The organism is Wolbachia endosymbiont of Cylisticus convexus, assembly GCF_003344345.1.
Genome location: NZ_QPIP01000190.1, coordinates 1 through 7,516, shown reverse-complemented (window position 1 = coordinate 7,516; position 7,516 = coordinate 1). Strand labels below are relative to the sequence as shown.

Here is a 7,516-nt window from a genome sequence, read left to right as displayed (position 1 = left end):
CAGAGAACAAGAATCATTAGATGCATTAGTCAAATCTCTATCTGAAGATATGAAAAGTGGCAAGGAAAAAGTTAAAAAAGCAGAGAAAATCAGGGTTGCAAAAAATCTAGTGAAGGCGGGTGTTTCTACTGATGTTATTTTGCGAGCAAGTGGCCTAACTGTTGATGAGTTAGGTGAGTGTGAAAATTGAATTGTGTTTAAGATATAAGTAAAAATGGTTAATATATTATCTATTCTAAACCCTTATTTAGCTCTGCAGAATTTTTTTGGCATTTCTACGTATCAAGATAAAACATCACAGAATTTATCGACTACTTTTTGATTTTCCTCTATCATTGCATTTGCCTCATGCTGTAGAAATTTAATATTTTTAGGTGTTACATTATCCATCTCAGCAGACGCTATTGTCAGTTGTGATTGTATTCTTATATACTTTTCGTCCATTACATTACTCATCTGATAATTTACTACATCAAGGCTCGAAGCAAACATCACATCTAGTAACGGTTTTATCCAAGCTATTTTCCCTAATTTCCTGTACTTGATTCGATTAGATAGCCGACCTGTGCCAATTGATACCAGAACGATTTCTTCGTTAGGGAAAAGTTTTTTACTGTTTGCATATGCACAAGCAGCTGGATTATTCGCAAATACTCCGCCATCCACCAGTACCATTTCTTTTTGGTTGACCTTAAGATACTTAGGTGCAAAATATGTTGGAGCTGCAGTTGTGGCTCTTAATGCATCTTTGAGTTTGATAAAATTTCTATCTTCTTTCCAGCTCTTAAAAAAGAAAGGATGGTTGTTATGAATATCATAACTGGTAAGCAGTACATTACTCAAAGTGTTTTGTAGAGTATCATCACCAAAATATTTTTCTAATATCGATTCGATGTTTTTGTGTGGGTATTGTGCACAATTAAACCAAGATAGTATTGATCGTCTAAAGAATGAAGACTTAAAAATATATGGTCCATACTCTTGGTAAAGTTCAACCAAATCATTGGCAGAGTATTGAGGATTTCCTTGTTCATCCTTTTTACATAACCCAGCAACAACAATACCACCTGTTGAAGTACCAGCCATCAGATCAAAGATTTTAGCTATAGTTCTTCTTGCTCTTTTTTCTATTTCTGCTAGTATAATGGCTGGTATGATGCCTCTAATTCCACCTCCATCAACGGATAAAATGTATTTAATCATTGTGAGTTTAGGTTAAGATTTGATTTTTCCGCTTAGAACGTGTAATTTAAACTCATCCAATTCCTCAGAAAGATTTTTTATTCTCTCCTCAAGCCGGTATACCGTAACGGTCAATCCGTTGTTCTGCTCTATAAATTTATCATGAATGTGAACCCGTAAATCTAGCTTGGCAAGCCACCAAATCGCCGCTACCGTCTGTATTAACATCGTTACAATTACTGCGATTGGGATTTTTTGATTTTGCATAATTACTTAAATATGGATTTATTATGGATAGCTACTTTATAGTAACTACTTCTCTGATTTGTACTGTTCCTCTGCTCTAGCCAGTAACTTTATTATTTCTTTATAAGGTTTGTTTTTATCGTGTCGCAATGCCATTACAGCCATTTTTCTAGCTCCTTTTCCGTCATTATCTTTTATGTTAGGATTCGCACCTTTTTCTAATAAGAACCTTACAATTCCTAAATGTCCTTCACCTGCAGCATGATGTAAAGCTGTCCTTTTAAAAGCATTCTTATCGATTGCATTTATATTTACTTTCTCTTCTACTATTAAAAATCTAATAGTATCTAAGCATCCTTCTCTTGCTGCATAATGTAATGCCGTTTCGCTTAAGTTTGGTATTATATCTTTTACTAAAAATCTCGTTGTTTCTAAACTACAACTTACAGTAGCTACTTGTAGTATCTTTCTGTAATTCTCGTTAGCTTTGGATTTTTGGTAGCAATATGTAATAACAACACATACCATTAATATTATAAACCATACAAAATGTATTTTATCCTTTTCATTACATTTTAGTTGACTCATATTCCGTAGTTTCTTTACATTGAATAGACTATATACTTATTTTTCCTTAACATCGTTTTCATTTGCTTAAAGATGCTGATAATATAGTAAGATAACCTGAGCTATTTAAATTATGCTCTGCTCTATTAACTATCCATTCACCATCTACCGCTTGATTAAAACCTATAAGATTAAGTTTAGCTTCTGCAAATAATTCTGGATTACCAGGCATAGTTATATCTAAAGTTTCATTGTTACGCTTCAATTGTTTTAACTTGGCATTTGCTGCACTTAGTGCTGACTCTGCATTTGGATAGATTTCTAGCATAATATAACTTGGCTCGCTACTACCAACTGTTTCTTTAATAGTTTTACCCTTTTCATAGCTATGCCATTTTGCTACTACTGAATTGTATTTATCACGTACAGTAAAATGCACTTTCCAGTTAATTGTATCTTGAGGTCTAATAGTCGTTGTTCCTAAAGCTTTTCCTGTGGCTGATTTTGCCATGTTTTTTGAAATAAATAATATATACCCACCAGCTAATTTTACCATTGCTTCACGCTCTATTGCTATTTTCGTTAGAAGGCTTATGTCACTCTCCTCAGTTTGATTAATGTGAGTTATAAGTACGTTTTTAAATTCCTCAGCGACTTTGTATCCATATCCATGTTTTTGGGCTATTTCTTTTACTAAGTTTTCTATGGTAATTTGATGCCATTCTTTTGATACTTTTGCCTTCAAAGATATTCTTAAATTTGTTGCATGAGCTTTGATTAGTAGGGTCTTAGGTGGGCCTTGTATCGTAACTTCGTTGACTTTATATATACCCATTGGAAAGATTCCCGTTTCCTTATAACCTAGTGCTATGTTCAATTCATTTGGAACTTCTACATTTTCATTGCCATAATCAACGCATACCTCTGCGACATCATCTATAGTACCAGATTCATCAGTAAGGTGCACCGATATTACATGATCTTTTATTCCTTGAATACTAAATTCAGGTTTCATTTATTCCCACACTTTTAACTTCGATTTTTTTAATTGCTCTTGTATTGTAGGTAACCTAATTTTTAATCCTGCAGGCAAAAAACTTCCATGCTCTGCAAGTCCATAGTTTTCCTCCAATACTATTTCTACTGCTCCAGAGCTATATCCATAGTGTTTAAAACATATGTAATCTAACATTTCATTTTCTCGGGTTATATAATGTACTATCATACATAACGCCTTAAACTTAAGCTAAATCTATCTTTTTTGGTAATCCACATGGAAAATACGACGTTTGCTTTTCTTTTAACCGCACAATAACAAATCTTCCCAAAACATTTCCTAATTTGTCTACTAAGATACTTGGTTCCTGATTTTCCTCAGCTTCTTTCATACTTTTTAATTGATTTAAATCATTAAGATTATGGAAATAAATTATTCCTTCTAAGTCTATATTTTCTGTACCTTGGCCAATATTTTGTAATGAAGGTATTTTACCAATACACTCAATTGTACTCCAACGATTTTCTTTACTATACCTTAAACTTGTTGGAGAAAGCTTATGCTGACCAAGTGATAGCATTAGTAAATTGGTTCTATTGAATCAAACAGAACGTCACGCGATTTTTCTCTTATTCTTTTTATTACTGCATCAGCAAGACTACGTACATCTTGGTTAGGTTCTGCTTTTATACTTATATTAAATGTAAAAGTTTGATTAAAAATTTTTTGTTCACACTTTTCACAGTCTTTTAAAACTTTCTCTGAATTATCTTCTACAGAACTTTTTTCTGTAATCACACTAGCACTTTCAATAATATTCGTTCTATTATTCGAAATTCCACTAAAAGCATTATTATTCAATAAAGGATTTCCTTTACTAAAAATACTTCTATTTTCACTAGTTGTACTGCCTATTTTTGCTTCTACTGGTTTCTCTAATGCTTTTATTGGATTATCATTAAACAATTTTCCTACACCAATCCAATTTTCTATAGGTTTTGTAATTGATTTCCAGATACTTGAGAAAAAGTTCTTTACCTTTTGCCAATTAGCAATTACAAGTGCTGCACCAACTGATAGTCCAGCAATAGCAGCTCCTATAGGATTGGTTAGCGTTAAAGCTTTCAGTCCCATGATCACTGCTGGAATTACTCGAGCTGATAACGAAGTTAATACTGGCAAAAGTGTTCCCTGCAAAATAGCCTTAAAAGTTAATATTCCACCTCCAGCCAATGCAAATGCATAACCAAAACCTACTACTGCAATCTTACCAATAATAAGCGCTGAAATTATGCTCATTATTCCTGTAGTAATAACTGGAAATTTTTCTGCAAACCAAGCTATGGGATTAGTTATCTCTCTTAGAAGATTACTTATCCACTTTAAAGGAGGTAGCATTACTGAGCCCAGATTCATTCCCACCTCTGCTATCGTATTCCTCAGTAATCGTAAGTTATTTGCTGTAGTTGCTGCACGATTGTTAAACTCTTCTTGCATGGACTGTTTAAATTCTTCCTCATCAGCTAAATTATTTATGGCATCTTTATAATTCTTTAAGCTTCCAACTAGTAATGCAATATCATCTTGATATTCTTGACCAAGGAGATCGAGAAGGATTTGCGAACGTTCCTGTTTATCTACCTTCTCCAGAGTTTCAAAAAAGTAAAGTAGTGCGTCTTGGCCATTTCTGCTAATCCTTTGTGTCATCTCTTCTGCAGTTATTCCCACGTCTTCCAATGCTGCTTTAAACTTTTTCCCCTGTCCTTCAGCGGTCTGGAGTTTACTAAGTAGAGCGTTTATTGCAGTTGCTGCTTTTGCAGGTTGTTTGCCTAGGCTAATAAAGGCATTTACTAAACTACTTGTCTGTTTAATATCAAAACCAAACTGTTTTGCAGTACCACCAACTATAGCAAGTGCTTGGACCATATCTTTTGCTTTAGCAGCACTATTATCTGAAAGGTGATTTATAATATTACCTACTCTTTCCATGCCTGCTACCTCAATTCCATAAACATTGGCAAGCTTAGCTATAGAATCACCTGCTTCTTCTGCAGACATATCAAATGCTGTGGCCATTTTAGCTACTGTTGTTGTAAATCCAATTAACTTATCTTTTTGAATCCCAAGTTGTCCACCACTTGAAGCTATTTGTGCTAATTCTGTAGCTGATAGTGGTATTTCATGGGATAACTTCTTTATATTCTCACTAAACTTATTAATTTCCTCATCATTCTGAAACTTTACAACCTTCTTAACATCAGCCATAGCACTTTCAAAGTTAATCGCAACTTTAATTGGCGCTGCAAGTGAAAGCCCTAGCCCTATAGTCTCCATTACTTGTGATCTATAATGCGCTTTTTTTGCCAAAGCATTTTGCTGTTTTTGTATTACAGATCCTAACTTACTGTATTTTCCTTTAAGTACTTCAATAGAAGAACCAAGTTTAGTTTGATCCCTCACTAAAGATTTAATATCCTTTCCACTTTTCCTTATTTCTTCATTTAATGTGTGTAGTGCATCTCTCTTTTTGATATAAGCCTCTTTTGCCTTTGATGCCGATGCTTTCAATTTTTCGAATTCATTTCTCAGTGCTTTGCTTGGCTCTTTTTTCCCTTTTTTCTTTAGCAATTGCTGCGGCTGATTCTTTTGCTTTTTTCTGCACTTCCTTCCAATTCTTCATGGCTTCAAGGGCATCATGATTTAATTGCTTAAATTTGGAAACAGATTTCATTGACGAATCAAGCTGCTTTATACTATCACCCAACTTAGAAAGCTTTGCTGCACTACCTGTCATTGCACTATTAAAACTGCCATCTAACGTTGCACCGATCTTTATTGAAAGCATTTTGCTACTCCTTTACTTATTTCTACCCATGATAAAAATTCATTTATATCCATATTAGTAATCTGCTCAATTCCACTTCCTGAAATAGAACTGAGTAGTAGTACATTATACTTTAAGTTCTCTGTTCCAGCGGCGACAAAAAATCTTTTAGCACCTTTTGTATTTCTACATAATCTTTAATACATAAATCTTCAACTGCTTCTTTTGGCACGGATGCTAGATTAGCAATTAAAGCTACTTCTTTCAAGGCTTCTCCTTCTATACGTTCTATAGCAAGTAAATCTCTTACTTTAGGTTCACGCATCGATAATTCTGAGACAGAAATACCATCAACTGTAATTGGGTTGTTTAGTGTTATAGTTTGCATAAAATTCTCCTAAAAAATAAAATTTCAAATAAGTTTTCATATGCCTAAAACCGTTTGCAGCAAGGCCATCTGATCAACTCCGTTTATCTTCCTAATCATATTTTCTGCATCGATTTCTATTAATTCATTACCACCTATAGTAAGTTTATAGTAATGAGCAGCTACAGTACACTTCAGCGTTGCTTTTTCAGCAGGTTTCCAGCTACCAAAATCAAATTCTTTAAAAATGCCTCTTAAATTGATTATTACTCCTTCAATATCATTGTTTCCGCTGCCTTGTAATCCGCCCCTTAGCGTCAGAGAAACCGAATTTCCATCTATGAGGCCAAAAAGCCTGAATAACTCTGAATCATATTCTGAAAACGTAAACTCTGCTTCAAGCTTTTCCATGCCCATGTCAATATTTATTGGAATATCCATACCACCAGCTCTATATTCCTCAGTTTTAATGGTGAGCTTTGGCAAGGTTACTTCATCTATTTTTCCTGCATAACCACGACCATCAACGAATACGTTAAAATTTCTCAGTATTTTTGGTAACACTTCGCTTTCTCCTAACTTATATTTACAAGATGGGATCTGAATATTATTTGCTCAGCTGGATATGGCGGTGTAAACTCAAAATCAAAAGACACTTTTCCGCTTGCAATATTTGCCGGTGTATTGAGTTCTGGTGTTGCATAACATTTTCCGCTGATAATAGCTCCTTGGGCTTTTAAATTGGCTAAATAAGAATTCACCCCCTCAATCACATCATCTATATAAGTTTTAGTGATATTGCGATCAACTGCCCATAAATGAGCTCGAAGTAAACTATCATTGATTAAATCTGCAGTCCTTCTCACTGATAAAAAAGCCCATTTTGAGTCATTTGAACATGTTCTATTTCCCCAAAGTCTGTAGCCATTTGAGGGAATGTTCAAAAAAGTGTGTCAAGCCGCATTTTTAGTTCAACTCAATTTTCAACCTATCTGGAAAGAAAATATCAAGTTGAGACATAGTTAAAGCCCAATTAGGGAGAGCCATAATCCACTTTTGCTCTACCTTTTTTATAGCACAATATACCTGTTTGTACAAGGCATTTGTACTAGTAAATGAACCCTTAGTTTTAGTAAATTTCCTGATTTGTCTATGCAACCCCTCAATTGGATTAGTGGTGTAAATCAGCTTCCTAACTGGCCCAGAATACTTAAAATAACTGGATAAGTTTTCCCAATTGTTCTGCCAGGATTTTATAACTAAAGGATACTTTTCTCCCCATTTTCCTTCCAGCTCAAGCAGATAATTCTCAGCAATTTCTTTACTTGAAGCA

9 protein-coding genes and 3 pseudogenes are annotated in these 7,516 nt (G+C 34.2%); 1 reads left to right on the top strand and 11 read right to left on the bottom strand.

The annotated features are described in order from the left end of the window. Positions 1-190: pseudogene (locus tag Wcon_RS10160) on the top strand (WO male-killing family protein Wmk); the annotation flags it as partial. A gap of 92 nt (positions 191-282) precedes the next feature. On the opposite strand, the gene Wcon_RS10155 reads toward Wcon_RS10160, so the two are convergent. The 11 genes and pseudogenes from Wcon_RS10155 to Wcon_RS10105 all read right to left on the bottom strand — a co-directional run. Further along, a complete protein-coding gene (locus Wcon_RS10155) occupies positions 283-1,203 on the bottom strand; it encodes a patatin-like phospholipase family protein (RefSeq protein WP_114517664.1) in 921 nt (306 codons plus the stop codon). Positions 1,204-1,215: 12 nt separating this feature from the next. Next, positions 1,216-1,449 carry a hypothetical protein gene (locus Wcon_RS10150; protein WP_114517665.1) on the bottom strand — a complete coding sequence of 78 codons (234 nt, stop codon included), beginning with the start codon at positions 1,447-1,449 and terminating at the stop codon, positions 1,216-1,218. Between the two features lie 45 nt (positions 1,450-1,494). Then, on the bottom strand, positions 1,495-2,016 hold the full coding sequence (locus tag Wcon_RS10145; RefSeq protein WP_114517666.1) for an ankyrin repeat domain-containing protein: 522 nt from the start codon (positions 2,014-2,016) through the stop codon (positions 1,495-1,497). 58 nt (positions 2,017-2,074) lie between these two features. After that, positions 2,075-3,010, bottom strand: coding sequence for a contractile injection system protein, VgrG/Pvc8 family (locus Wcon_RS10140; RefSeq protein ID WP_114517667.1), 936 nt, complete (start codon positions 3,008-3,010; stop codon positions 2,075-2,077). Next, positions 3,011-3,220, bottom strand: coding sequence for a tail protein X (locus Wcon_RS10135; RefSeq protein ID WP_114517668.1), 210 nt, complete (start codon positions 3,218-3,220; stop codon positions 3,011-3,013). It lies immediately after the preceding gene. Positions 3,221-3,236: 16 nt separating this feature from the next. Beyond that, the gene (locus Wcon_RS10130) at positions 3,237-3,572 is read right to left on the bottom strand and encodes a phage tail protein (RefSeq protein ID WP_237350090.1); all 336 of its coding nucleotides are present in this window, start codon (positions 3,570-3,572) and stop codon (positions 3,237-3,239) included. After that, positions 3,572-5,837: pseudogene (locus tag Wcon_RS10125) on the bottom strand (phage tail tape measure protein). The gene Wcon_RS10130 and the pseudogene Wcon_RS10125 overlap by 1 nt, the downstream one beginning before the upstream one ends. 112 nt (positions 5,838-5,949) lie before the next feature. Then, entirely contained in the window at positions 5,950-6,204 is a 255-nt protein-coding gene (locus Wcon_RS10120; protein WP_114517669.1) for a phage tail assembly protein, read from the bottom strand. A gap of 36 nt (positions 6,205-6,240) precedes the next feature. Then, entirely contained in the window at positions 6,241-6,747 is a 507-nt protein-coding gene (locus Wcon_RS10115; RefSeq protein WP_114517670.1) for a phage major tail tube protein, read from the bottom strand. Between the two features lie 11 nt (positions 6,748-6,758). After that, a pseudogene (locus Wcon_RS10110) lies at positions 6,759-7,121 on the bottom strand (phage tail sheath family protein); the annotation flags it as partial. A gap of 28 nt (positions 7,122-7,149) precedes the next feature. Further along, a partial coding sequence (locus tag Wcon_RS10105) for a transposase (protein ID WP_147269143.1) occupies positions 7,150-7,516 on the bottom strand: 367 nt, incomplete at its 5' end.

Coding starts and splice junctions, on each gene's coding strand:
- Wcon_RS10155 (WP_114517664.1), bottom strand. CDS start 1,203: ATGATTAAATACATTTTATCCGTTGATGGAGGTGGAATTAGAGGCATC.
- Wcon_RS10150 (WP_114517665.1), bottom strand. CDS start 1,449: ATGCAAAATCAAAAAATCCCAATCGCAGTAATTGTAACGATGTTAATA.
- Wcon_RS10145 (WP_114517666.1), bottom strand. CDS start 2,016: ATGAGTCAACTAAAATGTAATGAAAAGGATAAAATACATTTTGTATGG.
- Wcon_RS10140 (WP_114517667.1), bottom strand. CDS start 3,010: ATGAAACCTGAATTTAGTATTCAAGGAATAAAAGATCATGTAATATCG.
- Wcon_RS10135 (WP_114517668.1), bottom strand. CDS start 3,220: ATGATAGTACATTATATAACCCGAGAAAATGAAATGTTAGATTACATA.
- Wcon_RS10130 (WP_237350090.1), bottom strand. CDS start 3,572: ATGCTATCACTTGGTCAGCATAAGCTTTCTCCAACAAGTTTAAGGTAT.
- Wcon_RS10120 (WP_114517669.1), bottom strand. CDS start 6,204: ATGCAAACTATAACACTAAACAACCCAATTACAGTTGATGGTATTTCT.